We start from the raw sequence: 24515 nt of genomic DNA on the forward strand, positions 1-24515 counted from the left end.
CTGTCAGTTTCCGATCGCGGCCGCGCGCGGCTGCCGCGCCTGGCTCCGGAACTGTGCGGGCGATGAGCCCACCACGCGGCGGAACGCGGTGCTGAACGCGCTCTCGGACAGATAGCCCGTGGCCTGTGCGAGCTCGGAGATCGACAGGGCGTCGCGCGCGAGGGCGTCGCGAGCGAGGCTCATGCGCCAGTGGATCAGGTACTCCAACGGCGGGACCCCGACGTGGCGCTTGAAGGCCTGGGCGAACGCGGAACGCGACATGTGGCTGATCTCGGCGAGTTCCTTGAGGCTCCAGGGGTGAGCCACGTCGGCGTGCACGGCGCGCAGGGCTGAACCGATGCCATCCTCGTTCAGGGCACCCAGCCAGCCCGTGGGCCGGTCGGTCTGAGCGGCGTGCGCGCGCAGCATGTGCACGAGCAGGATCTGTGCGAGGTGGCTCTGCACCAGCGGGCCGCCGGCGGCGGCGGCGCCGACCTCGGTGGCCAGGAGGTCGATCAGCTGCGCCAGCCGCCGACCGTGGGGATCGGATTCGCGGACGATCACGAGCGGCGGCAGCAGGTCGGTGAGGAGCGCCGCGTTCCTGTCGTCGAACGCGATGTGCCCGATGCAGAGGTGGAGGTCCTCTTCCGACTCGGGGCCGATCCGCACGGAGCCGTTGTCGACCGCCGCCCACACTCGCTCCGCAGGGCGCGGGCTCGCGTCGAGCGTGCCGGCCAGGACGAACGGCGGCGGGTTCCCCAGCAGGAAGGTGTCGCCCTCTTCGAGGAGAACCGGCTCGTGCCCTTCGAGGATCAACCAGCACGAACCGCGCACGAGCCCGCCGATCCGCACGTGCGGGAACGTGTCGAAGCGCAACGCCCAGGTTCCGGCGGCGCGAAGGCTCGGCCAGACCTCGGTGCGGGGCCGGAGCATGCCGATCGTGTCGGCCACTGGATCCGCGAATCCGAGCATGATGCACCCTTCGGACGATACGTAAAGAATTGTGGACTCTGGTTTATGGATCATACGCCACGAGTCCGGCAGGATCGATGTTGACCTGATCGACACAGAGAGTGATGGAGACACCCATATGGGACAGCTGGATGGCAAGACGTCGGTGATCACCGGAGGAAGCAGCGGGATCGGTCTGGCCACGGCCGTACGACTCGCGGACGAAGGCGCCTACGTGTTCGTCACCGGCCGGCGCGCGGCCGAACTGGAGGCCGCCGTCGCGACCATCGGCGCCGACCGGGCCACCGCCGTCGTCGGCGACGTCTCGAGGCCGGAGGACCTGGACCGGCTCTACGACGCAGTCCGAGCGCGGGGCAGAGGCGTGGACGTGCTCGTCGCGAACGCCGGAATCGGTGGGTTCGTGACACTGGAGCGGACCAGCGAGGAGCACTTCGACCAGACCTTCGCGGTCAATGTCCGAGGCACGTTGTTCACCGTGCAGAAGGCATTGCCGTTGCTCAACGACGGGGCCTCGATCGTGCTGGTGGGTTCGACCGCCGGCGACCGTGGCGTCGAGGGGTTCGGCGCGTACGCGGCGTCGAAGGCGGCCGTCCGATCGTTCGCACGGACGTGGTCCACGGAACTCAAGGGCCGCGGCATCCGGGTCAACGTGGTCTCGCCCGCCTGGATCGAGACCCCCGGCGGAACCGCCGCATTCGGCGACGAGGCGACCGCCCGGGCAGTCAAGGAGACGGTCGCCGCGACCGTGCCGAAGGGCCGCATGGGTCAGCCCGAGGAGGCCGCCGCGGTCGTGGCGTTCCTGGCCTCGGAGCAGAGCAGCTACGTCGTCGGCTCGAACCTCGCCGTCGACGGCGGCACGAACCAGATCTGATCGCCGGTCCGGCCGAGACTGCGAGCACGTCCCGTTCTCCGGAACGACCTCGGGCTGCTCGGCGGCATCGGCCGAACCCGGCCCCAGGACACGGCGGAGCGGTCCATTCATGGGGGATTCCCTTGTTTGGTGCGGAACGGCTTCCGGTGGTCTCGTTCGCGTTCTCGAGAGAAACTGCGTTGTCGGAACCGGGTCAAGCCGCGCCGGCCTGCGCCGGCTGCGCGGCGTCGTCGGCCGTCGCGCGGTGCGCCGCCAAGCGCTCGTTCGCGAGGATGCCGGCGCGTGCGAGCACGTCGATCTGGGCGGGGTTGTACAGCTCCGCCACCGCCTCGATGAACGTCTCCCGCGTCACGTGCTCGCTCTTCGACAGGCGCCCCACCGGGTCCGAGAGCCACGGATACTCGATCAGGTTCTGCAGCAGGGTCGGCGCGAGCCGCTCGGCGAGCCGTTGCCGGGTCGCCTCGTCCGCGTCTGCGGCGAGCGCGTTGATCTCGGCCCCGACCGCAGCGGTCTCGGCATCCACCTCCACCATGCGACGCACATCGGCCATCGCATCGTCGTCGTAGAACTGCGTGTAGATGTGGATGATCGAGCTGTCGGCTTCCGAGAGATGCGACGCGACGGATGCGAACCCGGGGGGCGCATCGGCGGGAGCGTCTTCGCGCAGGATCGCCGCGATGTCGGCTCGCGCCTGCTCCAGGCGCTCGATGTTCGCTGCGAGTTCCGCGTCCAGTTCCCGCAACGCGTCGGGTGTGCTCGCATCGCCCGAACTGACCTGCCCGATCTGGGAGAGCGGCACGCCGAGCTCGGCCAGCCGCCGGATCCGCAGCAGGCGCACGAGATCTCGCACCCCGTACTGCTTGTAGCCGTTGTATCGGCGATCGGGCTCGTCCAGCAGGCCGAGCCGGTGATAGTGCCGGATCGTGTTGACCGTCGTCCCCGACAGTTCGGCGAGCTCTCGCGTACTCCAGGCCATGATTCCTCCCTACGTGCCGCCTGCTGTTCGTCGGATCAGGGTCCCGTCGGTTCTCCTTCCCCACCTCAGCACGGTGCCGCCGAGCACGGCAGCGAGGCTGATGCCGCCCGCGCAACGGGTGCCCTGGTCGTCTGTCGCAGATCGAGGACCGGTCCGGGATCGACTGCACCGAGCGACGCGCCGCCTCGCTTCACCGCGCCGCCCGGGAGCCTGCGTCGCAGGCGACTGCTCTCTCATCAGTGCGTTCCTTCCCGATACGAATCGGTCAGCGCGCGGCGACCGCCGCGCCGAGCTCGTCGAGGACGGTGCCCTCGTCGTGAGTCGCGCCGAGGAAGGCGAGGAGGGCCACGTTGACGTCGTCGGCGTGCGTCCAGAGCAGCCCGTGCGGGGCGCCCTCGACCTCGACGTACCGTGCTTCGGGCAGTGCATGGCGGAAGCGGCGCGCGGTTGCGTCGATGGGGAGGATCCGGTCGGCGGTGCCGTGCAGAATCAGCGCCGGCTTGCCGCTGGCGCGTACCGCCTCGACATCGCCGCGGAAGTCCTCGATCCACGAGGAGACGACGGCGTGGGCGGCGACGGGTGCGCTGGAGATCGCGACGTTCCAGCTGGCGGTGACCGCCTCCTGGCTGATCCGGCTGCCGAGGGTCTCGTCGAGGTTGTAGAAGTCGGAGAAGAACTTCGTGTACCACGCGTAGCGGTCACCCGTCGCCTGCGACTCGATGCCGTCGAAGACCTCCCGGGGCAGGCCATCGGGGTTGTCGTCGCGTGCAAGGAGGAAGGGCTCCAGCGAGGCGAGGAACGCGAGCTTCGCGACTCGCTCGTGGCCGTAGCGCGAGACGTAACGGGCGAGCTCGCCCGTACCCATCGAGAATCCGACGAGGACGACGTCCCGGAGGTCGAGCGTCGTCAGCAGGATGTCCAGGTCGGCGGCGAACGTGTCGTAGTCGTACCCCGACCCGACCTTCGACGAGCGGCCGAAGCCGCGCCGGTCGTAGGTGATGACCCGGTACCCGGCCGCGAGCAGTTCGCGCGTCTGGAGCTCCCAGCTGTGGCCGTTCAGCGGATATCCGTGGATCAGGACGACGGGCTGTCCGGCTCCCTGGTCCTCGTAGTAGAGCTCGATCGGGGTGCTGTTCTCGTTCCCGACGGCGATGTATCCCATGGTCTCTTCCTTCGTTCGCGGGGGCGGTTCCGACCGAGACCGTCTTCGCCGGTCCTGGTCCTGCCGTCAGGGTCCCATCGGGGCCGCTGTCTTCGCGTCGGTAGAAGCCCCGATGACCTGGCAGGTCGCGCGAAGTCGGTTTCGCCTGGTGCGGGTCGTTCGCGTCGGTGACAATTGCGTAAGCAACCGATGTTCCGAGGGGAGCGACTCTGGCGGAGATGTTGGGCCGACGCGCCGAGCGCGACGCGGTCGAGATGCTCCTGTCCCGGGCGCGGGCCGGGCGAAGCGGGGCGCTCGTCGTTCGGGGCGAAGCCGGGATCGGAAAGACGGCGCTGCTCGAACACGCTCGTGATGCGGCCGGCTCATCAGGCTTCCGGGTCGAGTCCTCGACCGGCGTGGCGGCTGAGTCGCAGTTCGCGTTCGCCGGCCTGCACCAGTTGTGCGCGCCGTTGCTCGATCGTGCCGATGCCCTGCCCGAACCGCAGCAGGCCGCCCTCGGGGTCGCGTTCGGACGACGGGGCGGCGTCGCGCCGGACCGGTTCCTGGTCGGGTTGGCCACCCTCAACCTGTTGGCCGAGGTCGCCGAGGAAGCGCCGCTGCTCTGCTTCGTCGACGATTCGCAATGGCTGGACGAGGCATCCGCCCAGGTGGTTGCGTTCGTCGCGCGTCGGCTCGCGGCCGAACGGATCGCCCTGGTGCTCGGTGCGCGCGACCAGGCCGACGGCGAGGCGCCCGCATTCGCCGGACTGCCCGAGCTGCGCCTGGGCGGGCTCGGCGAGCGTGATGCGCGGGAACTGCTTGCGGGCGCCGTCCGCACGCCGCTGGACGACCGGGTACGCGATCGGATCGTCGCCGAAGCGCGCGGGAACCCCCTGGCGCTGCTGGAGCTTCCTCTGAGCTGGCAGCCGGCACGACGAGCCGGCGGGTTCGAACTGCCCGAGGGTCTCGGCGTTCCGAACCGCATCGAGGAGAGCTTCCGACGACGCTCCGGCAGCCTGCCGACCGAGACGCGGCTCTTTCTCCTGGTCGCGGCGGCCGAGCCGACCGGCGACGTCGCACTCCTGTGGCGCGCGGCCGCGCAGCTGGGGATTCCCCGAGAGGCGGCCACGCCGGCGGAGGACACCGGGTTGCTCGAGATCGACACCCGGGTGCGGTTCCGTCATCCGCTGGTGCGCTCCGCGGTCTACCAGGCCGCGACGCTCCCCGACCGGCGTCGCGCGCACGGTGCGCTGGCCGATGCCACCGACCCGCAGGTCGACCCCGACCGGCGGGCGTGGCACAGCGCCCATGCGGTGGTGGGCACCGACGAGGAGGTCGCCGCCGAGCTCGAGCGCTCGGCCGGGCGGGCGCGTTCCCGTGGCGGGATCGCCGCCGCCGGCGCGTTCCTCCAACGATCGGCGGAGCTGACGCCCGAGCCTTCCGACCGGACGAGGCGCGCGTTGGAGGCCGCACATGCCAAGCAGGAGGCGGGCGCGTCGGAGGCGGCACTCGAACTTCTCGCGGTCGCGGCGGCCGGGCCGCTCGACCCGCTGGAGCGAGCACGACTCGCGCTGCTGCGCGCCCAGATCGCGTTCCACCTGACGCGCGGCCCGGAGGTGCCGGGAATGCTCCTGGATGCCGCCACGACGCTCGCCCCACTGGACCCCGCGCTGTCTCGCGAGACCTACCTCCACGCACTCGATGCGGCGATCATCAACGGCGGCTCAGTTGCGGCAACCATCGCGGACCGGTGCCTCGCCGCGGTCTCGCCGGGGATGCCGGCGCGACCGGTGGACCAGCTCTTGGACGGGCTGGCGGTGACCATGGTCCGCGGGTACGAGGCAGGCGTGCCTCGGCTCCGGTCCGCGCTGGAGGCGTTGCGTGACGCCGCGCGCGAGGACGCGGTGCCGGACGACCGGAGCCGGCCGTGGCTGTGGTTGGCGGGCCGAGTCGCCGTCGGCATCTTCGATGACGATCTCGCTCACGAGCTTGCGACCTGCAACGTCGACCTCGCGCGTGCCGATGGTGCGATGGCCGGGCTCCCCTCGGCACTGAGCTTTCACGCCAACGTCCTGATCATCAGCGGGCAGCTCGCCCGCGCCGGCGAGCTGACCGCCGAGGCGACGGCGATCACGGAGTCGATCGGCGGCGTGATGCTGCGCCACGCCCACATCATCCTGGCTGCGTGGCGTGGCGACCGGGCAGCGGCGACCGAGCTGAACGACATGACGTTCCGGGATGTCAGTTACCCCGACGAGGGCACGGATGTCGCCTTGGCCCAGTACGCGCTGGCGGTGCTCCACAACGGGCTCGGCGAGTACTCGGCCGCACAGCAGCCGGCCCGGACTGCGTGCGACTCCGTTGAGCTGTCGATCAGCAGCGTCGCCCTGCCCGAGCTCATCGAGGCATCCGTTCGTGCGGGTGACCCCGAGCGCGCGGCGCTCGCCCTCGATCGGCTGAGCGTGCGAGCGCGTGCCTGCGGCACGTCGTGGGCCCTCGGCCTCGAGGCACGCTCCCGAGCGTTGACGATCACCGGCCCCGAGGCCGAAGAGCACTACCGCGAGGCGATAGCCCACCTCGGGGGGTCCCTGATCGCCGGCGAAGCCGCCCGTGCCCACCTCCTGTACGGCGAATGGCTGCGACGCGAGGGGCGACGTCAGGACGCCCGCGAGCAGCTCCGCACCGCCCACGAGATGCTGTCGGACATGGGCGCCGAGGCGTTCGCCGCGCGTGCCGCCCGTGAACTGGCCGCCACCGGGGAGCATCCGCGCAAGCGGACCGCGCAGCCGAGTGACGCGCTCACCGCGCACGAGCAGCACATCGCACGGTTGGTGGCCACCGGGGCGACCTCTCGGGAGGTCGGCGCGCAGCTGTTCCTGAGCCCGCGCACGATCGAAGCCCACCTGCGCACCATCTTCCGAAAGCTCGGCATCACCTCCCGGCGCCAACTCCGGGAGCTGCCCCTTCCCTGAGTCGGCCGCTCCGTCCCGGTCTGCTGCGACGTCGATGCGGCGTGTTCATTCGTGCAGGTGGGGTGCGCCGGACTGCACATAGGGGTCCGCTACCGACGCGAACCCGCCGTCGCTGATGCGAGCCTGAGGACCCGCACCCCAGGGAGGCCCATGACGACCGCAACCGGCGACCGCTCCCGGCACGCGCAGCGCGACGGACGGAGCACTCGATGAAGGTGTTCATCATCGGCGTCAGCGGCGCCGTCGGAGGGCTGCTGGCGCGGAACCTGATCGACTGGGGCGATGAGGTCTCAGGCCTGGTGCGACGTGACGAGCAGAGAGCCGAACTCTCGACGAGAGGGGTTGCTGCGCGCGTCGCTGAACTCGCGGACCTGACCGCCGATTCGCTGGCATCCATGTTCGAGGGGATCGACGCCGTCGTGTACACCGCCGGATCGAACGGAGGTGCTCGCGACGTCACAGCAGCGATCGACGGTGAGGGCGCCGTGCGAGCCCTCGAGGCGACGCGCCTGGCGGGCGTGAACCGCTTCGCGCTGGTGTCGGTGCTCCCCGAGGCCGCGCGTGGGCGGCCCGTCGACGACGACGAGGAGTTCTACTTCGCGGTGAAGAAGCTCGTCGACGTCACCGTCAGTTCGAGCGACCTCGACTGGCTCATCCTCCGGCCGTCCATGCTCGTCGATCGCGCCGGCACCGGAACGATCTCGCTCGGTCCTGCACAGCCGCACGACGAGGTGTCGCGCGAAGACGTCGCCGCCACGCTGGCAGAGCTGCTCCATGAGCCCCGGATACGCCGGCAGATCCTCGAGCTCACTCAGGGTCCGACGCCGATCGTCCACGCCGTCCGTGCGAACATCCGCTGATCGACTCGAACGCCCGATCCCCGCCCATCCGGGACGACGAACGAAGGAGGCGCTCCATGCCTGCCACACATCACCGCACCGTCATGGTTCGTGGGCTCGAGGTGTTCTACCGCGAGTCCGGGCCGCCGGACGCTCCCGTGCTGCTCCTGCTCCACGGGTATCCGACGAGTTCCCACATGTTCCGGCATCTGATTCCCGCGCTCGCCGACACCTACCGGGTGATCGCGCCCGATCACATCGGGTTCGGCCGCTCCTCGGCCACCACCGTCGACGAGTTCGAGTACACCTTCGACGCCCTCGCCGACGTGACCCGGGCATTCCTCAGCGAACTCGGCGTCGCCGAGTACACGGTCTACGTCCAGGACTACGGCGCACCGATCGCGTGGCGGCTCGCGCTGGCAGACCCCGCTGCCGTCGAGGGCGCCATCTCCCAGAACGGCAACGCCTACGAGGACGGATTCGTGCCGGAGTTCTGGGAGCCGATCTGGGCCTACGGCGCCGACCCGTCCGAGCAGAACGAGCAGAACCTCCGCCCCGACTCCGGCACACCGGTCCTGGCGGTGTGGGGCAGGAACGACGAGATCTTCGACGCCGCCGGGGCGAAGGCCTTCTTGCGCGACGCTCCGGCGGCGCGCGTCGAGCTCATCGACGCAGGCCACTTCCTGTTGGAGTCCCACCTCGACGACGTCGCACGACTCATCCGCGACTGGCGGGGCGGCTTCTGAGGGCCGGGGAGGTCGTGATCGAGACCCTGAACTCCGCTGAAGTGGCCGAGGCAGGACGGACCGGCGTGGGTCATGGCCGACACCGACCGACGCGTGACGGATGCCGACGGCTGGACCCTGCGCAGCGCGTCCGGCTGTCGAACGGCGCACACCGAGCACACCATCGCAATCACCGAGACCGGCGCGCAGATCCTCACCTCGCCGTCCCTCGTCTCCTCGTTCGCGTCCGAACGGCAACGTTCACCGACGTGTCGTCCACCGCCTCTCGGTGCTAGCCGGCTCGCGTGTTCGAGGCGGTTGAGACGCGACGCTCCGGTCGCCGTCCGATCCAGCCCATGTGCGTGTGTCCGAATGCGTCCGGCAGCTTCAGCCCGTAGCCGAGCATGCGGTCCACCCCGACGTGGAACGCCCAGGCGGAGGCGATGATCCCGCTCCAGGTCGCGAGCGCGGGCAGCGCTCCGGTCGCCGTGAGGGCGAGGGCGACCACGCCGAGCGCGGCCGGCCCGGCGTAGTTGTGGACGAGGTTGTAGGTGATCGCTCCCGCGGCCGGCGATCGAACGTACCCGAGCATCGAGAGATCGAACAGGAGGAAGGTCGCGAGCGGCATCCACCACAAGGCGGGGTCGATGATCAGCGTCGCCGTGATCGACAGAGCGGTGATCATCCCGCCCTCGAGCCGCTGCACGGCGTTCACACCGTCGCGCGTGTCGTCGCGCGGTGCCGTCGCATCGGTGGAGGTGCTCATGTTCGTCGCCCTTCGGTCGTGGTCGGCAATGGGTGCGGAGCGCTGAGGCTCGGCCGGTTCACGGGATCATCGGTTCGCGAGCCGGAGGATCCGTCGAGAGCCGGTGCCTAGGCGAGAGCCGGCGCCTAGGCGAGGACCGCTGCGGCTTCGATCTCGACCAGGAGCCCGGGGCTCCACAGGCCTTGGACCCCGATCAGGGTGAGGGGTGGCATCGGGGTGCTGTAGCCGTCGGACTCCTGTGCGCGAGCGATGCCGTCCATGAGTCGGGCCGCCATCTCGGGAGTCCAGTCGACGACGTATACGGTCAGTCGCGCGATGTCGCTGACGTCGCCTCCGGCGCCTCTGACCCCGGTGGCCACGTTCTGCAGCGCGGAGTGGACTTGTCCCGCCAGATCGGTGGAGGTGACGTCGCCGGCGGCGGTGACGGCCACCTGTCCGGCGAGCAGCACGAGACGGGATCCCGTTCCCACGGCGACCGGCGCGTAGTCGGATTGCTGAAGCAATCCATCGGGGTGGCTGAGTTGCACGGGCATGTGTTGCTCCTTCGTTGAGTGCGGGATTCGGGGGCTAGATTCGGGGCAGGACGGTCGCGGCGATGATCACGTTGCTGACGACGATGGCGGTCACGGTGCGCGCGACCGCTTCGGCGGTGGCGCCGGCCCCCCAGTTGCCCTGCTCGAGTTGCTTCGCGCGCGTGATCACCGGCGTGCTCCACGGGATGTCGCGGTAGAACTGGGGCAACGTCCCGCTCCCCGAGATCAGGGCCGCGAGCGCCGCGATGCGAGGCTGCGGTTCCACGCCGTCGACGAGCACGTCGCGAACGCGCTGCAGCAGATCGGCGCGCCGCCCGGTTCGGCCTTCCACGAGCGCGGTCGTATCGAACAGTCCGAGCGCCGTGCGAGCCTCCTCGCGGATGTCGCCGCGCTCGACGAGCCGCGCCAGCAGCGGCGCTCGCAGCCGGGGGCCGGTCGCCGCGAGCACGGTCTGCACGCCTCGGGGCTTCTCGGACACGTAGGCCCACGTGGAGTGGAGAGTGTCGTCGGCCGGGACGCGGTCCTCGACGGCGTGCACCACCATGGATCCGGTCCGGGTGGCGGTGGACCTGACGTGGCCGCGGAGCGCGAGATCCGCGAGTACCGCGCCGGCGAGCACGTAGAACAGGTGGTTCTCGCCCGCGATCGTGCCTGAGCGGGGCTGGAAGAGGAGGAGCAGGAGGTCTTCGGCGAGCGTGGGCTCGCCGGCCCGGCGCAGTTCGGCCGGAGTGCGGAGTTCCTCGCGGGTGGGCTGCTCGTCATCAGGTCCATCGGTCATCGTCGTGTCTCCTTCGTCAGTCGATGAACGGGGTCGGGATGGCGAGACCCCGAACGTTGAGAACGGGGTTCTCGATGCGATTCATGACTCCGAGTGAAGACCGTGTTCACGGAACATGGTCAAGTCGGACCAGGAGACTCTCAGCCACCCGCGCCGGTGATCGCATCGTCACCCGCGGCGACCGCCCGGTCGGCTTCTCCCGCGGCGGAGCCGTCCTGAGAGCCGCACCTAGGCGGGAGCGCCCGTCACCATCCATGCCGAACCGCGCGCCCGCAGCCAGAGGGTGACGCCGCGTGCGGCGAGGTACCCGATCGCGAAGGCCGCCATCAGCCACGCCGGCCCGGCCGCGCCCGGCGGCGCGACGACCACGACCCACGACGCGAGGGGCACGAACACCGCGAGGTTGACGAGACCGGTCCAGGCGAGGTATCGCGCGTCGCCGGCGCCGATGAGCACGCCGTCGAGCACGAACACGAGCCCGCCGAGCGGCGCCGAGACCCCGAGCACGACGAGCGTCGGCGGCAGCAGCGCCTGTACGTCGGCCGAGCTCGTGAACAGTGCGGGCAGCACCCAGGCCGTCGCGGCGACGAGTGCCCCGACGACCACGCCGACGCCGACGCCCCACTGCAGGCAACGGCGCAGCACGACGCGCACCCGGTCGACATCGCCCGCGCCGAGCCCGAGGCCGACGAGCGCCTGCGCGGCGATGGCGAGCGCGTCGAGCGCGAACGCGATGGTGAAGTAGATGGTCATCGCGACTTGGAACGCGGCGAGTTCGTCGGATCCGAGCGAGGTCGCGGCCCACGTGGCCAGCAGCAGCGCCGCCCGCAGGCTCGCGGTGCGAAGGAACAGCCACCCGCCCGACCGCGCCCCGCGCAGGACGCCGGCGTGATGCGGCCACGGGCTCGCCCCCGCGCTCGCCGCGTGGCGCCCGACGACCACGACGTAGACGAGCACCATGCCCCACTGCGCGACGACCGTGCCCCAGGCCGATCCGGCGATGCCCCAGCCCAGCACGTAGATGAACACGAAGTTCAGCGCGATGTTCACGGTGAAGCCGATGCCGGCGACCCACAGCGGCGTTCGCGTGTCCTGAAGGCCGCGCAGCAGCCCGGTCGCCGCGAAGACCACGAGCATGGCGGGCAGCCCGGCCATCGAGATCGACAGGTACACGGATGCCTCGGCGGCGACGTCGCTCGCAGCGCCGAACACGCCGACCAGCAGGGGAGCGGCGAACCAGCCCGCTACGGCGAGCACCGCGCCGAGGCCGAGCGCCAGCCAGAGACCGTCGATTCCCGCCGCGACCGCGCCGCGGCGATCGCCCGTGCCGACGCGCCTCGCCACGGCCGGCGTCGTCGCGTAGGCGAGGAAGACCATGAGCCCGATGATCGTCTGCAGGATCGCGCTCGCGAGGCCGAGCCCCGCGAGCGGCGTCGCCCCGAGGTGTCCGATCATCGCGGTGTCGGCGAGCAGGAACAGCGGCTCGGCGATGAGCGCGCCGAGCGCGGGCACCGCCAGCCGCAGGATGTCGCGATCGACGGCGCGTCGGGCGAGCGCGGTGCTCATGCGCGCTCGACGATCTCCTTGCCGAGCGGCAGCAGCGAGATCGGCACCATCTTGAAGTTCGCGATGCCGAGCGGGATCCCGATGATCGTGATGCAGAGCAGGAGTCCGGTGATGAGGTGTTCGAGCGCGAGCCACCATCCGGCCAGGATGATCCACAGGATGTTGCCGAGGAACGACCAGACACCCGAGAGCACGAGCCAGATGACATTGAGGAGGGTCTTCATCGCATCACCCATCCAATCACGCCATCGTCGTGGCGCCTCGCTCGCGCTGCAGGCTCCGGTGGGACATCCGCTCACCCGCAGGCGATCGGTGCGGACTACTGTTGCGTGGTGAGCACTGGCACGAGGCTGCGAACAGGGCGGCGGATGTCTCGCCGCAGGGCATTCCGGCTGCACCCCGAGCAGGCCGTGGTGGTGGGCTTCGGCTCCGCCGTGCTGGTCGGCACCGTATTGCTGATGCTGCCCATCTCGACGGCCGCCGGCGAGTCGCCGTCGTTCGTCGACGCGCTGTTCACCGCGACCTCGGCCGTCTGCGTGACGGGCCTCACCGTGCTCGACACCCCCACGTTCTGGAGCCCGTTCGGGCAGGTCGTCATCATGCTGCTGATCCAGCTGGGCGGGCTCGGCATCATGATCTTCGCCGCCCTGATCGGCCTGCTGCTCGCGCGCCGCATGTCGGTGCGGTCGCGCCTCAATACGGCGAGCGAGGCGAAGGCGGTCGGATTCGACGACGTCCGGGGGCTCGTGAGGGGCATCGTGCTGATCTCGCTCACGATCGAGGCCGCGGTCTTCGTGCTCTTGTTCCCGCGGTTCATGCTGGGGTACGGCTACGGGGTCGGCGAGGCCGCGTGGCATGCCGCGTTCCACTCGGTGTCGTCGTTCAACAATGCCGGGTTCGCGCTCTACACCGACAACCTCATCGGGTTCGTGAGCGATCCGTGGATCTGCCTGCCGATGGCCGCCGCGACCATTCTCGGCGGCCTCGGCTTCCCGGTGATCATGCAGCTCCGCAAGGAGTTCACCCGCCCGCTGCACTGGACGATGAACACCAAGCTCGTACTGACGGGCACCGTGACCCTGCTCGTCGCCGGCACCGTGTACATCACCGCGATCGAGTGGAACAACCCCGAGACGCTCGGCGGACTCGACCCTGCTGCGCGCGTGCTGGCGGGGTTCTTCCACTCGGTGCAGACCCGCACGGCGGGCTTCAACTCGGTCGACATCGGCCTGATGCACGACGAGACCTGGCTCGGCATGGACGTGCTGATGTTCATCGGCGGCGGCCCCGCGGGCACGGCCGGCGGCATCAAGCTGACCACGTTCGCCGTGCTGTTCTTCATCATGATGACCGAGCTCCGCGGGGAGGGGGCGGTGAACATCTTCGGCAAGCGGCTCTCGCGCGCGGTGCACCGTCAGGCGATCACCGTCGTGCTCCTGGCGGTCGCGGCCGTGGTCGTCGCGACGGTTGTGCTGATGCTCATCACCGGACTCGACCTCGACCGGCTGCTCTTCGAGGCGGTGTCGGCGTTCGGCACGGTGGGGCTCTCGACCGGCATCACGCCCGGACTGCCCGACGCGGCGAAGGTCGTCCTCGTGCTGCTCATGTTCCTCGGCCGGCTCGGGCCGTTGACCCTGGGCTCGGCGATCGCACTCCGCGACCGCCGGATCCTCTACGAATACCCGAAGGAGAGGCCCGCAATTGGCTAGATTCGCGATCTTCGGCGCCGACACGTCGCGGCGCATCGCCGAGGCCGACTCGGTCGCCGTCATCGGCCTCGGGCGGTTCGGCAGTTCGCTGGCGCTCGAACTCATGGCCGGCGGCACCGATGTGCTCGGCATCGACGTCGACGAAGACCTCGTGCAGGCGCTGAACGGCCGGCTCACGCAGGTCGTCCGCGCGGACTCCACGAAGGAGGAGGCGCTGCGCCAGCTCGCCGTCGATGAGTTCGATCGTGTCGTCGTCGCGATCGGCGACGACATCTCGGCCTCGATCCTCACGTGCTCGGTGCTGTTGAGCCTCAACATCCCCATCATCTGGGCGAAGGTCGGCGACGATCGCCACGGCCTCATCCTCGAGCAGCTCGGCGTGCACCACGTCATCTACCCCGAGAAGGACATGGGCCGCAAGGTCGCGCACCTCGTGCGCGGCGCCGCGCTCGATTACATCGAGGTCGACCAGGGCTATGCACTCGTGAAGATCGCCGCGCCGACCGTGCTGCTCGGGCAGCGGCTCGGCGATACCGGCCTGCGCAAGACCCACGGTGTCACGATCGCCGCGTTCAAGCGCGACGACCAGGCATGGCAGAACGCCGACGCCGACACGGTGCTGCACGCCGGCGACACCGTGCTCGTCGTCGGTCCGACTCCGAGGGCTGAGAGTTTCGCCCAGCTCCGCTGAGTCGCGGCAGCCCGCGCATAGGCTGTGGGGATGACCGACGTCGCACTGCCCTCCGGAATCCAGCACGACGAGCTCGACGAGACCGTGCGCCCCCAGGACGACCTGTTCCGCCACGTCAACGGCCGATGGATCGAACGCACCGAGATCCCCGCCGACAAGGCACGGTACGGCTCGTTCCTCGTGTTGCACGAAGAGGCCGAGCAGGCCGTGCGCGAGATCATCGAGGAGGCGCAGTCGGCCGAGCCCGGCACCGAGGCGCGCAAGGTCGGCGACCTCTACGCGAGCTTCATGAACGAGCAGCACGCCGAACTGCTGGGGGCGACGCCGATCGCCGCGCAGCTCATGGAGGTCTCGCTCGTGAACTCGGTCGAGACGTTGCTCGGGACCCTCGGCCGCCTCGAGCGCCAGGGCGTCACCGGCTTCGCCCAGCTCTTCGTCGACAACGACCCCGGCAACCCCGAACGCTATCTCGTGTTCGTCGAGCAGGGCGGCATCGGCCTGCCCGACGAGAGCTACTTCCGCGAAGAGCGGTTCGCCGGAATCCGCACGGCCTACAACGCCCACCTCGAGCGCATGTTCGGACTCGCCCAGCTCGACGACCCGGCCGACCGCGCCGTGCGCGTCTTCGACCTCGAGACCGCCATCGCCGCAGCCCACTGGGACAACGTGGCATCCCGCGACAGTGAGAAGACGTACAATCTCACCGGTTGGAACGAGGTCGTGGCCGCGTCATCCGTCGATCTGAACCTCTGGCGTGACGCCATGGGCGTGCCGGGCGGCGCGTTCGACGAGGTCGTCGTGCGCCAGCCCTCGTTCGTCGCCGGCCTCGGCGCGCTCCTCACCGAAGACCGGCTGGCGGCGTGGAAGGACTGGCTCGCCTGGCAGGTGATCCGCTCGAGCGCCGCCTACCTCTCGAACGACTTCGTCGAGGCGAACTTCGACTTCTACGGACGCACGCTCACGGGCACCCCGCAGATGCGCGAACGCTGGAAGCGCGGCGTCTCTCTCGTCGAGGGCGCCATGGGTGAGGCGGTGGGCCACATCTACGTCGAGCGGCACTTCCCGCCCGCGGCGAAGGAGGCCATGGACGAACTGGTCGCGAACCTCGTCGAGGCCTACCGGCAGTCGATCACCGCGCTCGATTGGATGGGCAAGAAGACCCGCGCACGCGCGCTCGACAAGCTCGCGAAGTTCACGCCCAAGATCGGCTTCCCGGTGAAGTGGCGCGACTACTCGTCGTTGCAGATCACGGCCGACGACCTCGTCGGCAATGTGCGGGCGACCGCCGAGTTCGAGTTCAACCGCGAGCTGGGCAAGATCGGCAAGCCGATCGATCGCGACGAGTGGTTCATGACCCCGCAGACGATCAACGCCTACTACAACCCCGGCTTCAACGAGATCGTGTTCCCGGCCGCCATCCTGCAATACCCGTTCTTCACGCCCGAGCGCGACGCCGCTGCCAACTACGGTGCGATCGGCGCGGTCATCGGCCACGAGATCGGCCACGGATTCGACGACCAGGGTTCGAAGTACGACGGCGACGGCCGCCTCACCGACTGGTGGACCGAGGCAGACCGGGCGGCGTTCGAGGAGCGCACGAAGGCGCTCATCGCGCAGTACGACGCCCTGGTGCCCGAGCAGCTGGCCGACCGCGACGCTGACGCCGAAACCGACGCGGGCTCGGTCGACGAAGGCGAGGGAACCGAGTCGGATGCCCCGTCCGCGACATCCGCTCATCGCGTGAACGGTGCCCTCACGATCGGCGAGAACATCGGCGACCTCGGCGGTCTCGCGATCGCCTGGAAGGCGTACGCGCTCTCGCTCGGCGGCTCGGTCGACGACGCGCCCGTCATCGACGGGCTCACGGCGGCGCAGCGATTCTTCCTGTCGTGGGCACAGGCCTGGCAGATGAAGGGCCGCGACGAGGAGGTCATCCGCCTGCTCGCGATCGATCCGCACTCGCCCAACGAGTTCCGCTGCAACCAGATCGTGCGCAACATCGACGAGTTCTACGCGGCGTTCGACGTGAACGACGGTGACGCGCTCTGGCTCACCCCGGCCGAGCGCGTCACCATCTGGTAGGTCGGTCTCAGCTCCTGACCGAGATGTCGCCGACACTCGTGGTGAACTCGTACTGACGAGCCGCCGACGGGTCGCTCGTGGCATCGACGTCGACGTCGCCGAGGTCGGTGTCGGTCGTGAGCGCGTAGTGCCCCTCCGGCAGGTCGACGTGCACCTGGCCGACTTCGGACTCGACCCGGAGCCCGCTCGGCAGCGCCTCGAGCTCGAGGGTGACGTCGCCCACCGCCGACCGCGCGGTGAGCTCGCCCTCGGTGCTGAAGCGGTCGAGGTCGATCTCGCCGGCATCGGTGTGCACGTCGAGTGAGTCGGCGGTACCGCGCAGCGCGACGTCGCCGACGTGGCTGCGGGCCGAGACATCGGCGAAGGTGCCGGCGACGTCGATGTCGCCGACGTCGGTGCTCAGGTCGAGGGCGATCGGCTCGCGCTCGAGCGACGCGGGGAGCACGAGCACCAGCTCGGCGCTGCGGTCGCCGAACCACGGCCACCAGAGGTCGGGCATGCCGAACTCGCGCACGTGCCGCAGCGAGACGTGCAGCGTGTCGCCACGCACCTCGTGGTCGAGCTCGAGTCGAGTGCGCGCGTCGCCCTGGCGAAGCGTCAGCTCGCCTCGGGCGACGTCGCCGTACTCGACGTTCACGTCGGCCAGGTCACCGTCGAGCACCACGGAGTCGAAGCGCCCGTCGACCTCGAAGGTGCCCGACGCATCGGGGCGCAAGGCGGTGCGAACGACGCCTGCGGCGAGCCACGCGACCATCGCGACGATGATCACGCCCACGACGATCAGCGCGACGGTTCGGCCGGTGTGGGAGGGTCTGGGGGTATCGGTGGCGGACATCGTTCACTTCCTGGGTCGAGCCGCCGAAGCGGCATTCCAATGGGGATGTCACTCACGCTACGAAGCTCCCGCGAACGACGGGAGCCGGGGAGCCGCCCGATCTGTCGGGGGATAACCCCCGCCGCGCCGGTGACGCGTCGGCGGTGACGCCGACGCGTCATACACTGGCTGGGGAGTGATTCCCGATCCCGCCCACCGACGGTCGCAGTCGCGCAGCGACGATCCGGGAATCGACCGCAGCAAGAGTCCAGTCCATCCTTCTCGAGCGCGCCGCGGACCGCGGTGGGGGAGCGCCGAGCCCCCAGAGGAAGATCGTGCAATCACCGTGGTGACGTCGTCGCAGGGTTCCGAGCGCCGCGCACGACACGCCAGCTTCCGCCACGGCCGTCACCGCACCGAAGAGGCGAACGAGGACTTCACCCGGGGGTTCAACGCCCTCGGTGAGCTCGCGCTCGCGGGCGTGCAGGTGTCGGCCCGCGCGACCGACCTCGCGACCGGCAAAGTGCTCTTCTCGGTCGACGACCACGTGGTCATGCCCACCGCGTCGATCGGCAAGGTGCTGCTGCTCGTCGAGGTCGCGTCACGCCTCGTCGAATCGGGGGCCGAGGCGTTCACCGTGCTCGACCGCGACCCGCGCGACGCCGTCGGCGACTCGGGCATCTGGCAGCACCTCCAGTCCCCGTCGCTGCCGATCGGCGATCTCGCCGCGCTCGTCGGCGCCACGAGCGACAACCTCGCCACCAACGTGCTCATCCGCTACATCGGCCTCGAGTCCGTGCGCGCACGCACCGAGGCGCTCGGGCTCACGCGCACCGCGCTGCTCGACCTGGTGCGCGACCATCGCGGCCCCGACGACGCCCCGCAGCTCTCGATCGGGTCGGCGAAGGAGCTCACCTGGCTGTTCGCGTCGCTCGCCCGCGGCGAGATCGTCTCGCCCGAAGTGTCGAAGCGGGTCGTCGGCTGGCTCTCGCTCAACGCCGACCTGTCGATGGTGGCCTCGGCCTTCGGACTCGACCCGCTCGCGCACCGTGCGCCCGACCACAACGTGTTGCTCATGAACAAGACGGGCACCGACGCCGGCGTGCGCAGCGAGGTCGGCGTGCTGCGCGGGCCGAGGGCGAGCGTGTCGTACGCCGTGTCGATGTACTACGCCGACACGATGCTCTCCTCGCGTCTCGCGGTGCTCGACGGAATGCGCCACGTCGGCAGCGACCTGCTGGAGTTCGTGCACTGAACCCGAACCACGGCTTCCGGCCCGTGCGCCATGAATTCGACGCGCGATGGGTTCGACGGGACCGAAGTCCCGGGTGGAGGTGACGAGCGGGGGCAAGGTGGGGGTCGACCCGGCGCTGGCGACGGGCACGATGGCGTGCCGGCCGACACGGGATGCGAGGTGGCGTCATGGACGAGGAACACGGGCTGCGGCCGCTGATCAGCCGACGGCCGATCAGCCGGCGCACGTTCATCGCGGCGGCAGGGGCGGCGGGCGCCGGCTTCGTGCTGTACGCCGTCGGGCCAGGGGGCACGCGTGTGGCACTGGCGCAGATCGCCGGCGGCACGCTGTCGCCGGGCGACGTTCCGAGGTTTCAGACCCCGCTGCTGATTCCCCCGGTGATGCCGAGGGCGCGCACCGCAAAGGCGCGCGGCGGCAAGCCGATCGACGTCTACGAGATCTCCGTACGGCAGTTCGCCCAGCAGATCCTGCCGGCCGGCCTTCCGGCGACGACCGTGTGGGGCTATGGACCGGTCGCGGCCGAGCGCGCGAACGACCCGATGATCCACCATGCCCCATCGCTGACGATCGAGGCCAAGTGGAATCGCCCGGTGCGGGTGAAGTGGGTCAACGGACTCGTCGACGCGAGCGGGAACCATCTGCCGCATCTCCTGCCCGTCGACCCCACGCTGCATTGGGCGAATCCGCCGGGAGGGACCGATGGACGTGACATGCGGCCGGTGTTCGAGGTCACACCCGACGCGTACGACGGGCCGGTTCCACTCGTCACCCACGTGCACGGCGCGGTTGGCGTCGGCGACGAGAGCGACGGGTACGCCGAGGCGTGGTACCTGCCCGCGGCGGCCGACATCCCGCCCGGCTACGCCACCGAGGGAACCTGGTACGACTTCGTCGCGGCGAAGGCGAGCGCCGCCCACGGCGTCGAATGGGGGCCCGGCTTCTCGACGTTCCAGTACCCCAACGATCAACGCGAATCGACCCTCTGGTACCACGATCACACCCTCGGGATGACTCGGCTCAACGTCTACGCCGGCCCCGCGGGGTTCTTCCTGGTGCGTGGTGGGCCCGAGGGCGAGAAGGCCGTGCTCGACAGCCGCGCGGGCACCGCCGCGGTGCTGCCGGGTCCCGCGCCGAAGCAGAACGACAAGTTCCCCTCCGACAAGAGGTACTTCGAGATCCCGATCGCCGTGCAGGACCGCTCGTTCAACGACGACGGCTCGCTGTTCTACCCCGACTCACGCGAGTTCTTCGACGAGATCGTCGGCGACTTCATCCCGGTCGGCGAGTTCTCCCCGATCTGGAATCCGGAGTTCTTCGGCAACATGCTCATCGCGAACGGCGCCACCTGGCCGTACCAGAGCGTCGAGCAGCGCCGGTATCGGTTCCGGTTCCTGAACGGCTGCCAGTCGCGATTCCTGATCCTCGACTTCTCTGACATCCCGGGTGTAGAGGTCTGGCAGATCGGCAACGAGGGCGGCTTCCTGGCCGCGCCGGTGGACGTGACTGCAGACCACGGCGGCCGCCTCCTCCTCGCGCCCGCCGAGCGCGCTGACGTCATCGTCGACTTCGCGAACGTGCCGCTCGGCGAGCACGTGCTTCGCAACGTCGGGCCCGACGACCCCTTCGGCGGCGGCGTTCCCGGCGTCGACTTCGAACCTGCCGATACGGCCTCGACCGGGCAGGTGCTGCAGTTCCGGGTGGTCCCGGCGACGGCGCCCGACCCGACGACCCCGCCGCGGTTCCTCACCCTTCCCGCCATCACCCCGCTCCCACAGGAGTCCGTGACCCGACCGCTCGTGCTCGTCGAGCGGTCGGGCGCCGGGTTCGATGCGAACGGCGAACCGAAGGAGGGTCCGGTCGAGGCGGTCCTCGGCACCGCCGACGGCGGAGTCCCGGTCGAGCACGAGTGGGAGGATCCCGTCACCGAGAACCCGGCTGTCGGGTCGACCGAGGTCTGGGAGTTCGTCAACACGACCGCCGACGCGCACCCCATGCACGTGCACGAGGTCGCGTTCGAGGTCGTCGACCGCGAGGGCCTCGTGCGCGACGCAGAGGACCCCGAAGACATCGTCGTCCCCTTCGAGCCCGACGGCAGCGTGTCGGGCCCCGAGCCGTGGGAGACGGGGTTCAAGGACACGGTGATCGCGTATCCGGGCCAGGTCACGCGAGTCAGGGCGACGTTCGTCAATCCGGGCCAGTTCGTGTGGCACTGCCACATCGTCGAGCACGAGGACAACGAGATGATGCGGCCGTACCGCATCGGGCCCGAGCAGCCCGATCAGCCCGAGTGACGTCGCCTCACCTCAGGAGGAGGGTTCCGCGTCCGTCGCGCCGGTGCCAGCACCGTCGGCGGCGCTGGCGTCGGCGTTCGTGGGGTCGCGCGTGAGCATCGCGATGCCGTCGCGCACGGCCTGCAGCGTTTCGGGTGCGTCGAGCACGCGGAAGTGGCCCGGCACCGGAACGCGCACGTTGACCGCCCCTTCGAGCGCGCTGCCGTCGGGAACGTGCGGATCGAACGTTCCGAACACCGACACGATGCGCGCATTCACGGATGCCGCATTGCCGAGCATCACGATGGTCTCGTCGCTCGGCAGCAGGGCCCTGATGCTCGGGTCGGCGAAGAGCCGCGAGCGGCGCGCGCCCGCGAACGGCGTGCAGATCGCCACGACCCCGCGAATGCCGAGGTGCTCGCCCTCGTCGTCGACGAGCACGTGCTTGCCGATGAGCCCGCCCTTGCTGTGCGCGACGATCACGCGCCCGGCCGGTGGCGGCGCAACCCGGGCGAGCGCCCGGGCGACGCGCGCGGCGGTCTCGGCGATCGGTTTGCGGTTGGCGCGCATGCCGTGCACGACGACGATCCGGTGCCCGTCGGCGTTGAGCGCGTCGCCGAGCCCGCGCAGGAACGACCAGTGCTCGTACACCCCGGGCAACAGCACGACCTGCGGCTTCTCGAGGTCGCCTGTGCTCCAGCTCGCCGGCTCCCGGCCGGCGCCGAAGACCGCGAGTTGGTGCCATCCGGCATACGAGTAATCACGGGCCATCCAGCCGAGGGACGCCGGAATGCTGAGCCTCTCAGCCTTCGACGGCTCTTCGGACAGCGCCATCGGGCGTCCGGCGGGCAGGCCCTGCGCATGCCGTGCGACCAGGTCGGCGACCATGCCGTCGGCGCGCGTCATGATCTCGTGCCCGCGCCCGGGCACCTCGGCATAGCGCCCTCCGGGCAGGAGTGCGGCCACCTGTTCGGCCCAGTAGCGGGGCACGATGCGGTCGTGCTCGCCTCGAATGACGAGCGTCGGCACCGCGATGTCGGGCAGGATGGCCTCGATGCGGTGCTCGAGCATCGGCCTGAGGTTCGCGGCGTACCAGCGCGGACCGGCCTTCACGTACGACACGACCCCGACTCCCAGCACCTTCGGGTTCACGAGGGCGATGTCCTGCAGGAATCGCGCCGTCTGCATGGCCAGGGTCCGCTCGCGTGGGTTGACCGTGGGACCGATCAGCACGAGCCGATCGACCAGCTCGGGATGTCGCGCAGCGGTCTCGGCAACCACCTGCGCGCCGGTCGAGTGCCCGACGAGCACCGGGCGGTCGATGCCCTCGGCGACGAGCAGGCGTGCGAGCAGTTCGCCCGCCTCGGGGATTCGCAGGGGCTCGCGCGGCTCGGGTGCGTCGCCGAACCCCGGCAGGTCGAGCGCGCATACGGTGCCGGTCGGCTCGAGGGCGCCTGCGAGCCCGGCCCAGTACTCGTGCGCCATGCCGAGCCCGTGCACCAGCACGTAGTCGGGGCCACTGCGCCGTCCCGACTCGTGGATGATCACCACGTGTTCGCCGCTGCGGAACTCGCGGGAGTTCGACATGACCGCAGTCTAGGTGCGAGCGTGGATTGCAGCCGCGATCGGGCGGAGCCGCGTCATGCGCGAGTGGCACAGCGGGGTCAGTCGATGATTCCGGATGCCGCGAGCCGGGCCAGCACCTCGGCGCCGGCCGGTGGGCAGCGGTGCGAGTCGGCCGTGGTCACCCAGTGCAGCGCGTCGACTTCGGTCGAGGCGAACGGCGTGGCGTCGGTCTCGGCGCGGAACACGCGCATACGCACGAGCCGGCCGTCGGGTTCGCCGTGCGCCTGCACGACCACCTCGAAGAGTTCGTCGAGCTCGGCGGGGTCGAGCACGAGGGCGACCTCTTCGAGCGCTTCGCGTGCGGCGGCTTCGGCGGCGGTCTCGCCGTGGTCGATCTTTCCGCCCGGCATGTAGTAGACCTCGCGGTCGCGGGCGGTGACCATGAGCACTCGCCGATCACGCACGAGCGCGATCGCGGCGACGAGCAGGTCGGGGAGGGGCATCCGATCGGCGGGCGTCGATTCGGCGGGCGTCGATTCGTCGGGCGTCGATTCGTCGGGCGTGCGTTGGTGCGGCATCCGTTCCACGATATGCGCCCCGCCGCTACGCTGGCTCGCACGTGCCGGTCAGCCGCGGACTGCGAATCGAGCACCGCGCACCCATCGATCGCGAAGGAGCGAGCCCATGGCCGACGACGACCACCGCGGATACGGCCGTGCGACCCAGTCCGAGGTCTACCGGGCAGGCGTCTCAGGTACGCGCCCAGCAGTGCCGGTCGCCACCGACGCGCTCGAACGCGCCGCACGCAAGGCCGTGTCGGCCGAAGCGTTCGCCTACCTCGCGGGCGGCGCCGGCGCCGAGATGACCATGGCGGCCAATCGCGCGGCGTTCGCCCGCTGGCAGATCTGGCCGCGCGTGCTGCGCGACGTCTCGTCGCGCGACCTCTCGATCGAGTTGCTCGGTCGAAAACGGGCCACGCCGTTCGTGCTCTCGCCGATCGGAGTCGCCGAGATGGCGCACGCCGACGCCGACGTCGCGGTGGGCCGGGCCGCTGCGGCACTCGACGTGCCGTACGTGCTCTCGAACCAGGCGTCCCGTCCGATGGAGGAGGTGGCCGCGGCGATGGGCGCACGCTCGCGGTGGTTCCAGCTGTACTGGAGCTCTTCCGACGAACTCAACGCGTCGTTCGTGCGTCGCGCCGAGGCGACCGGATGCGAGGCGATCGTCGTCACCCTCGACACGCACCTGCTCGGTTGGCGCACCCGAGACCTCGACGCCGCCTACCTGCCGTTCACGCGGGGGCAGGGCATCGCGCAGTACACGAGCGACCCGGTGTTCGCCGAGCTCGTGCGCGAGCGTGTCGCGCGCGACGGCGGGGGAGGCCCGAGGCCCAAGGTGACTCCGACGCTGCTCGCCTCGGCATTCGCGATCGCCCGCTCGGGCGCGCACACCCGTCTCGTCGACGGCGGCGTGCGCGAGGCACTGCGTTCGCCGTTGCCGCGGGCGGCGGTCGAGACGTTCCTCGACGTGTTCAGCGACCCTTCGCTGACCTGGGATTCGCTCGCGAAGCTGCGCGCGTGGACGTCGCTGCCGGTGCTGTTGAAAGGCATCCTGCATCCGGATGACGCGGCGCGAGCCCTCGACCACGGCGTCGACGGCCTCGTGGTGTCGAATCATGGCGGTCGCCAGATCGACCGATCCGTCGCGACGCTCGACGCGCTGCCCGAGGTCGTCGAGCGGGTCGGCGGGCGTGTGCCGGTGATCCTCGACAGCGGGGTCCGCGGCGGAGCCGACGCATTCACCGCGCTCGCGCTCGGCGCCACCGCGGTCGGAATCGGTCGACCATATGCATACGGCCTCGCCGTCGCAGGCTCAGCGGGAGTGCGTGAAGTGGTGCGCAACCACATCGCCGAGTTCGACCTCACGTTGGGGCTCGCGGGCCACCGGTCGGTCGCCGAGATGGGGCCCGACTCACTGCGGGAGGCCTGAGCGGGGACATCCGTTCGCCGG

The 24515-nt window shown here is 70.2% G+C and carries 20 protein-coding genes and 2 pseudogenes; 11 read left to right on the top strand and 11 right to left on the bottom strand.

From position 1 onward, the window contains the following. Positions 1-3: 3 nt before the first annotated feature. Complete coding sequence (locus tag LSF15_RS07250) at positions 4-1104, bottom strand: AraC family transcriptional regulator (RefSeq protein ID WP_232497851.1); 1101 nt, start codon at positions 1102-1104, stop codon at positions 4-6. Between LSF15_RS07250 and LSF15_RS07255 the strand changes: the two genes are divergently transcribed. After that, the gene (locus LSF15_RS07255) at positions 1070-1822 is read left to right on the top strand and encodes an SDR family NAD(P)-dependent oxidoreductase (RefSeq protein ID WP_232497852.1); all 753 of its coding nucleotides are present in this window, start codon (positions 1070-1072) and stop codon (positions 1820-1822) included. The genes LSF15_RS07250 and LSF15_RS07255 overlap by 35 nt on opposite strands. Before the next feature lie 193 nt (positions 1823-2015). Here the strand turns inward: LSF15_RS07255 and LSF15_RS07260 are convergent, their stop codons facing one another. Together LSF15_RS07260 and LSF15_RS07265 are read right to left on the bottom strand one after the other, a co-directional pair. Continuing rightward, the gene (locus tag LSF15_RS07260; protein WP_232497853.1) at positions 2016-2798 is read right to left on the bottom strand and encodes a helix-turn-helix domain-containing protein; all 783 of its coding nucleotides are present in this window, start codon (positions 2796-2798) and stop codon (positions 2016-2018) included. Between the two features lie 265 nt (positions 2799-3063). Further along, entirely contained in the window at positions 3064-3960 is an 897-nt protein-coding gene (locus LSF15_RS07265; protein WP_232497854.1) for an alpha/beta fold hydrolase, read from the bottom strand. Positions 3961-4178: 218 nt separating this feature from the next. Here LSF15_RS07265 and LSF15_RS07270 point away from each other — a divergent pair, with 218 nt between their 5' ends. The 4 genes and pseudogenes from LSF15_RS07270 to LSF15_RS07285 form a co-directional block, all read left to right on the top strand. Continuing rightward, a complete protein-coding gene (locus tag LSF15_RS07270) occupies positions 4179-6911 on the top strand; it encodes an ATP-binding protein (protein WP_232497855.1) in 2733 nt (910 codons plus the stop codon). 209 nt (positions 6912-7120) lie between these two features. Then, on the top strand, positions 7121-7771 hold the full coding sequence (locus tag LSF15_RS07275) for an NAD(P)H-binding protein (protein ID WP_232497856.1): 651 nt from the start codon (positions 7121-7123) through the stop codon (positions 7769-7771). Positions 7772-7827: 56 nt separating this feature from the next. After that, positions 7828-8496 carry an alpha/beta fold hydrolase gene (locus tag LSF15_RS07280; RefSeq protein ID WP_232497857.1) on the top strand — a complete coding sequence of 223 codons (669 nt, stop codon included), beginning with the start codon at positions 7828-7830 and terminating at the stop codon, positions 8494-8496. A 66-nt stretch (positions 8497-8562) separates the two neighbouring features. Next, positions 8563-8703: pseudogene (locus tag LSF15_RS07285) on the top strand (type I methionyl aminopeptidase); the annotation flags it as partial. Between the two features lie 64 nt (positions 8704-8767). Here the strand turns inward: LSF15_RS07285 and LSF15_RS07290 are convergent. From LSF15_RS07290 to LSF15_RS07310, 5 genes and pseudogenes are all read right to left on the bottom strand, one after another. Continuing rightward, positions 8768-9241: a DUF4260 domain-containing protein gene (locus tag LSF15_RS07290; RefSeq protein ID WP_232497858.1), complete on the bottom strand. Its 474-nt coding sequence runs from the start codon at positions 9239-9241 to the stop codon at positions 8768-8770. 125 nt (positions 9242-9366) lie between these two features. After that, a complete protein-coding gene (locus tag LSF15_RS07295; RefSeq protein ID WP_232497859.1) occupies positions 9367-9774 on the bottom strand; it encodes a RidA family protein in 408 nt (135 codons plus the stop codon). A gap of 34 nt (positions 9775-9808) precedes the next feature. After that, a complete protein-coding gene (locus LSF15_RS07300) occupies positions 9809-10552 on the bottom strand; it encodes a GOLPH3/VPS74 family protein (protein ID WP_232497860.1) in 744 nt (247 codons plus the stop codon). A 228-nt stretch (positions 10553-10780) separates the two neighbouring features. Beyond that, the gene (locus tag LSF15_RS07305) at positions 10781-12118 is read right to left on the bottom strand and encodes an MATE family efflux transporter (RefSeq protein WP_232497861.1); all 1338 of its coding nucleotides are present in this window, start codon (positions 12116-12118) and stop codon (positions 10781-10783) included. Further along, a pseudogene (locus LSF15_RS07310) lies at positions 12115-12306 on the bottom strand (YccF domain-containing protein); the annotation flags it as partial. The gene LSF15_RS07305 and the pseudogene LSF15_RS07310, both read right to left, overlap by 4 nt. A 180-nt stretch (positions 12307-12486) precedes the next feature. On the opposite strand from LSF15_RS07310, the gene LSF15_RS07315 reads away from it, so the two are divergent. From LSF15_RS07315 to LSF15_RS07325, 3 genes are read left to right on the top strand one after another with little or no spacing between them, the layout of a single operon-like run. Next, the gene (locus tag LSF15_RS07315) at positions 12487-13827 is read left to right on the top strand and encodes a TrkH family potassium uptake protein (protein WP_232497863.1); all 1341 of its coding nucleotides are present in this window, start codon (positions 12487-12489) and stop codon (positions 13825-13827) included. Further along, on the top strand, positions 13820-14518 hold the full coding sequence (locus LSF15_RS07320; RefSeq protein ID WP_232497864.1) for a potassium channel family protein: 699 nt from the start codon (positions 13820-13822) through the stop codon (positions 14516-14518). Before LSF15_RS07315 ends, LSF15_RS07320 begins: the two co-directional genes overlap by 8 nt. Positions 14519-14548: 30 nt before the next feature. Beyond that, the gene (locus tag LSF15_RS07325) at positions 14549-16600 is read left to right on the top strand and encodes a M13 family metallopeptidase (protein ID WP_232497865.1); all 2052 of its coding nucleotides are present in this window, start codon (positions 14549-14551) and stop codon (positions 16598-16600) included. Positions 16601-16607: 7 nt separating this feature from the next. Here LSF15_RS07325 and LSF15_RS07330 read toward each other — a convergent pair whose 3' ends face one another. Continuing rightward, complete coding sequence (locus tag LSF15_RS07330; protein WP_232497866.1) at positions 16608-17435, bottom strand: DUF4097 family beta strand repeat-containing protein; 828 nt, start codon at positions 17433-17435, stop codon at positions 16608-16610. Between the two features lie 328 nt (positions 17436-17763). On the opposite strand from LSF15_RS07330, the gene LSF15_RS07335 reads away from it, so the two are divergent. Together LSF15_RS07335 and LSF15_RS07340 are read left to right on the top strand one after the other, a co-directional pair. Further along, positions 17764-18669: a serine hydrolase gene (locus tag LSF15_RS07335; RefSeq protein WP_232497867.1), complete on the top strand. Its 906-nt coding sequence runs from the start codon at positions 17764-17766 to the stop codon at positions 18667-18669. A gap of 167 nt (positions 18670-18836) precedes the next feature. Continuing rightward, entirely contained in the window at positions 18837-20960 is a 2124-nt protein-coding gene (locus tag LSF15_RS07340; protein WP_232497868.1) for a multicopper oxidase family protein, read from the top strand. A gap of 12 nt (positions 20961-20972) precedes the next feature. On the opposite strand, the gene LSF15_RS07345 is transcribed toward LSF15_RS07340, so the two are convergent. Next, the gene (locus LSF15_RS07345; RefSeq protein ID WP_232497869.1) at positions 20973-22526 is read right to left on the bottom strand and encodes an alpha/beta hydrolase; all 1554 of its coding nucleotides are present in this window, start codon (positions 22524-22526) and stop codon (positions 20973-20975) included. Between the two features lie 77 nt (positions 22527-22603). Then, positions 22604-23083: an NUDIX domain-containing protein gene (locus tag LSF15_RS07350; protein WP_232497870.1), complete on the bottom strand. Its 480-nt coding sequence runs from the start codon at positions 23081-23083 to the stop codon at positions 22604-22606. A gap of 106 nt (positions 23084-23189) precedes the next feature. On the opposite strand from LSF15_RS07350, the gene LSF15_RS07355 reads away from it, so the two are divergent. Further along, on the top strand, positions 23190-24494 hold the full coding sequence (locus LSF15_RS07355) for an alpha-hydroxy-acid oxidizing protein (RefSeq protein ID WP_232497871.1): 1305 nt from the start codon (positions 23190-23192) through the stop codon (positions 24492-24494). Positions 24495-24515: the final 21 nt, after the last annotated feature.

Origin of the sequence: Agromyces humatus (genome assembly GCF_021228295.1) — a bacterium.
Taxonomy (GTDB): domain Bacteria; phylum Actinomycetota; class Actinomycetes; order Actinomycetales; family Microbacteriaceae; genus Agromyces; species Agromyces humatus.

Excerpts from the sequence above, each read along its gene's own strand:
- LSF15_RS07255 (WP_232497852.1), top strand. The coding sequence starts at position 1,070 with ATGGGACAGCTGGATGGCAAGACGTCGGTGATCACCGGAGGAAGCAGC.
- LSF15_RS07260 (WP_232497853.1), bottom strand. The coding sequence starts at position 2,798 with ATGGCCTGGAGTACGCGAGAGCTCGCCGAACTGTCGGGGACGACGGTC.
- LSF15_RS07265 (WP_232497854.1), bottom strand. The coding sequence starts at position 3,960 with ATGGGATACATCGCCGTCGGGAACGAGAACAGCACCCCGATCGAGCTC.
- LSF15_RS07270 (WP_232497855.1), top strand. The coding sequence starts at position 4,179 with ATGTTGGGCCGACGCGCCGAGCGCGACGCGGTCGAGATGCTCCTGTCC.
- LSF15_RS07275 (WP_232497856.1), top strand. The coding sequence starts at position 7,121 with ATGAAGGTGTTCATCATCGGCGTCAGCGGCGCCGTCGGAGGGCTGCTG.
- LSF15_RS07280 (WP_232497857.1), top strand. The coding sequence starts at position 7,828 with ATGCCTGCCACACATCACCGCACCGTCATGGTTCGTGGGCTCGAGGTG.
- LSF15_RS07290 (WP_232497858.1), bottom strand. The coding sequence starts at position 9,241 with ATGAGCACCTCCACCGATGCGACGGCACCGCGCGACGACACGCGCGAC.
- LSF15_RS07295 (WP_232497859.1), bottom strand. The coding sequence starts at position 9,774 with ATGCCCGTGCAACTCAGCCACCCCGATGGATTGCTTCAGCAATCCGAC.
- LSF15_RS07300 (WP_232497860.1), bottom strand. The coding sequence starts at position 10,552 with ATGACCGATGGACCTGATGACGAGCAGCCCACCCGCGAGGAACTCCGC.
- LSF15_RS07305 (WP_232497861.1), bottom strand. The coding sequence starts at position 12,118 with ATGAGCACCGCGCTCGCCCGACGCGCCGTCGATCGCGACATCCTGCGG.
- LSF15_RS07315 (WP_232497863.1), top strand. The coding sequence starts at position 12,487 with ATGTCTCGCCGCAGGGCATTCCGGCTGCACCCCGAGCAGGCCGTGGTG.
- LSF15_RS07325 (WP_232497865.1), top strand. The coding sequence starts at position 14,549 with ATGACCGACGTCGCACTGCCCTCCGGAATCCAGCACGACGAGCTCGAC.
- LSF15_RS07330 (WP_232497866.1), bottom strand. The coding sequence starts at position 17,435 with ATGTCCGCCACCGATACCCCCAGACCCTCCCACACCGGCCGAACCGTC.
- LSF15_RS07340 (WP_232497868.1), top strand. The coding sequence starts at position 18,837 with ATGGACGAGGAACACGGGCTGCGGCCGCTGATCAGCCGACGGCCGATC.
- LSF15_RS07345 (WP_232497869.1), bottom strand. The coding sequence starts at position 22,526 with ATGTCGAACTCCCGCGAGTTCCGCAGCGGCGAACACGTGGTGATCATC.
- LSF15_RS07350 (WP_232497870.1), bottom strand. The coding sequence starts at position 23,083 with ATGCCGCACCAACGCACGCCCGACGAATCGACGCCCGACGAATCGACG.
- LSF15_RS07355 (WP_232497871.1), top strand. The coding sequence starts at position 23,190 with ATGGCCGACGACGACCACCGCGGATACGGCCGTGCGACCCAGTCCGAG.